2 protein-coding genes and 1 pseudogene are annotated in these 2,647 nt (G+C 57.4%); all 3 read right to left on the reverse strand.

Annotation, left to right across the window (positions count from 1 at the left end):
- Positions 1-1,133 (reverse strand): malonate decarboxylase subunit alpha (locus WCA53_RS18630; protein WP_423913843.1); only part of this gene is annotated, 1,133 nt, incomplete at its 3' end.
- A gap of 103 nt (positions 1,134-1,236) precedes the next feature.
- Positions 1,237-1,362 (reverse strand): annotated as a pseudogene (locus WCA53_RS18635) (3-hydroxybutyrate dehydrogenase); the annotation flags it as partial.
- 47 nt (positions 1,363-1,409) lie between these two features.
- On the reverse strand, positions 1,410-2,647 hold a 1,238-nt coding region (locus WCA53_RS18640; protein WP_423913848.1), incomplete at its 5' end, for an ATP-binding protein.

Raw genomic sequence — 2,647 nt, forward strand, 5'->3', positions numbered from 1 at the left:
TCGTAAAAATCAAATTGGTATGGCTGGTCGATAATCGCCTGCGTATTTGTCGCAGCGCCGAAGTTGAGACCGCCAGCAGGGATGCCTCCAATGACGCCGGGCTCGGTCGTCATCGTGAAGAGGTCTATCACTTGCTCTTCATTGGCCACACTAGCAATGCCTTCCGGCATCCCGATACCCAGATTGACGACACTGTTGGCCATCAACTCAAATGCCGCCCTGCGGGCAATGACCTTCCTTTCGCCGAGCGCCATAGCGGCTACGGAGCTAGCGGGGACGCGAAGCTCGCTTGAAAACGCAGCGCTGTAGGGTTCAGCGAAGGTTTGCCAGTGATTCGCTGGTTCCGCCAGAACCACGCAGTCGACCATGATTCCAGGAATCTTGACCTGCCGTGGATTGAGCGTGTGCGTGTCGGCGATACGCTCGACCTGGGCAATGACGATGCCGCCCGAGTTTCGCGCTGCCATCGCGATAGAAAGCGCCTCTAGCGTCAACGCCTCCTTTTCCATGGTCACGTTACCGCTCGCGTCGGCCGTGGTCCCTCGGACAATGGCGACGTTGATGGGAAATGTTTTGTATAGGAGGCAGTCCTTCCCGTCGATTGAAATGAGACTGACCAGGTCTTCGACTGTACGGGAGTTGAGCTTTCCTCCACCGTGACGAGGGTCGACGAATGTGCCTAAGCCAATGGTGGAAAGATGCGCTGGACGATGCGCGGCGATGTCCCGGAACATCTGGGAGATGACGCCCTGCGGCAAGTTATAAGCCTCAATCAGGCCATCTATTGCTAAGCGCTGCAGCCCCGGCACCAGACCCCAGTGACCGCCGATGACCCGGCGAACCAGCCCGACATGTGCCAGATGATTCAAGCCCTTGGACTTACCGTCGCCTTGCCCTGCGGCATACACGAGCGTCAGGTCGCGCGGGAAATCATCGTTCGGCTTGTTCTCCTCAAGGTAAAGCGCTTCGAGCGCGACTGCGATTTCCTCTGCGAAGCCGATTCCGACAAAACCTCCCGTCGCGACTGTATCGCCCGGTCGTATAAGTCGTACAGCTTCACGCGCGGACACCACCTTACCCTGCTCCGAACTTCGCGGCGACGACAGAAACGGGTGCTGAAAACCTGCGCTCATGATGTCTCCTCTCCGCACGTTGGAGCTTAATCTCCTCGTGCCGTGAATGTTGCCAACTGCGCTGCAGGTTCACCCGAACTTAGCGGTGTCGCCTTATTGCATAGAACCCCGGGCAAACAACGTGCGAGCGAACATTGTGCGCCGCTCCCTCTTTTGCCAAAGTCCGAGATAACCCTAGGAGGGCGTGCCTTGCAGTCACCTGCACGGACTTGAGCGGCGACGCGAGATGTGGAAGTCTGGAGTTCAAGCGCAGACGGACCCGCGGTACGCGTGCGCTCAGAAGAGCGCGGCAAAATCGTTCAGGTCACGGGCAACGTACCCCTTCCCTGTAAAGTGACTGCGGTCACCCGAGGTAAAAACCGGCGAGAAAACGAACTTTTCTATTGTCCAGTCCTGCAGGTATTGATGGTCCTTGGCTGCGAGAAAAACCGCTACGTGCTGCCCGAAACCGGCCAGGGATTCGTTGGTATGCGCCTCAGCTGAGCGCTTGCACGACCCAAACCGCACGCGCCGGTTGGTCTCGTCCAACGCGACCAAATCGATTTCGATGCTGCGGGCCATATCCTTCGGCCGATTCCAGTAACCCATCTGCAGGCTTGACAGTTCGAAATCGCCTTTGCCCTTACGGGAACACTCCTCGTGCAGTTTGCGCACGAGCTTTTCAAATGCAAAGCCCTCGACTCCCCGCAGACGCGGCCGTGCCAGCTCCAAAGTTCTTTCCAGCGTTTTCATCCGGGCAGCTTCACGCGCAGGCTTAGCCACCGCTAGCCACGCCTGCAAGAAATTGTCGGCAATGTAATAGCGAGCATTGCGACTCTTGCCGTCCGAAAACACCGGGTTTAGCTTGGATATCATTTCATAGCTTTGAACCAGGCTCGTCAGGTATCCGCCGATTTGGGTCTTCTCCTCGGGAGCACCAACGCCTGCCAGCAGTTCACCGTGGCCGCATCCGGGATGCTCCGCCAGATACGTCAGAATCGAAAGTGAGCGCCCTCTCAACTCGCGCAGGAACCAGGTATCGGCTTCCTCGGAAAGCGGGCTTGAGCTGCGTACAAACATCCTGGTCAGCAGTTCGTCGGAGAACGCGTCTGGCGCGACCTGAAAGAGATCCTGCTCGAACGCATCGTGATAGAACTTTGGCACACCTTCGAAGAAGGTCCACAGCGACAGCCATTGCGCAGGCTCCCGAAGACCCTGGCTACGAAACACGCTTAGCAGGTCCTCAAAATCCCAATGGTCCAGCTTGATGCGCTGGGTCAATCGGCCATAAAGCGGTGCCCCTTTGTTTTCCAGCAACGCATTCATGTCGGCATGAAGCGAACCCAGAACGAACAGTCCACCATGTGGCAGACTGGATTCGCGCAGTTTGTCCACTTCGGCTTGCAGGAAGGAACTGAAGCTGCTCAATGCCGCGCTAGTGAAGTATTGAAATTCGTCGATGACGACGATCAGCCCCGCCCTGCACAACTGGCCAATGGCGCTCGCCATCGCAGCGAAGTTCGTTACCTTCGTAC

The sequence above is a fragment of the Caballeronia sp. genome (genome assembly GCF_049581465.1).
In the GTDB taxonomy this organism is placed as follows: Bacteria; Pseudomonadota; Gammaproteobacteria; order Burkholderiales; family Burkholderiaceae; genus Caballeronia.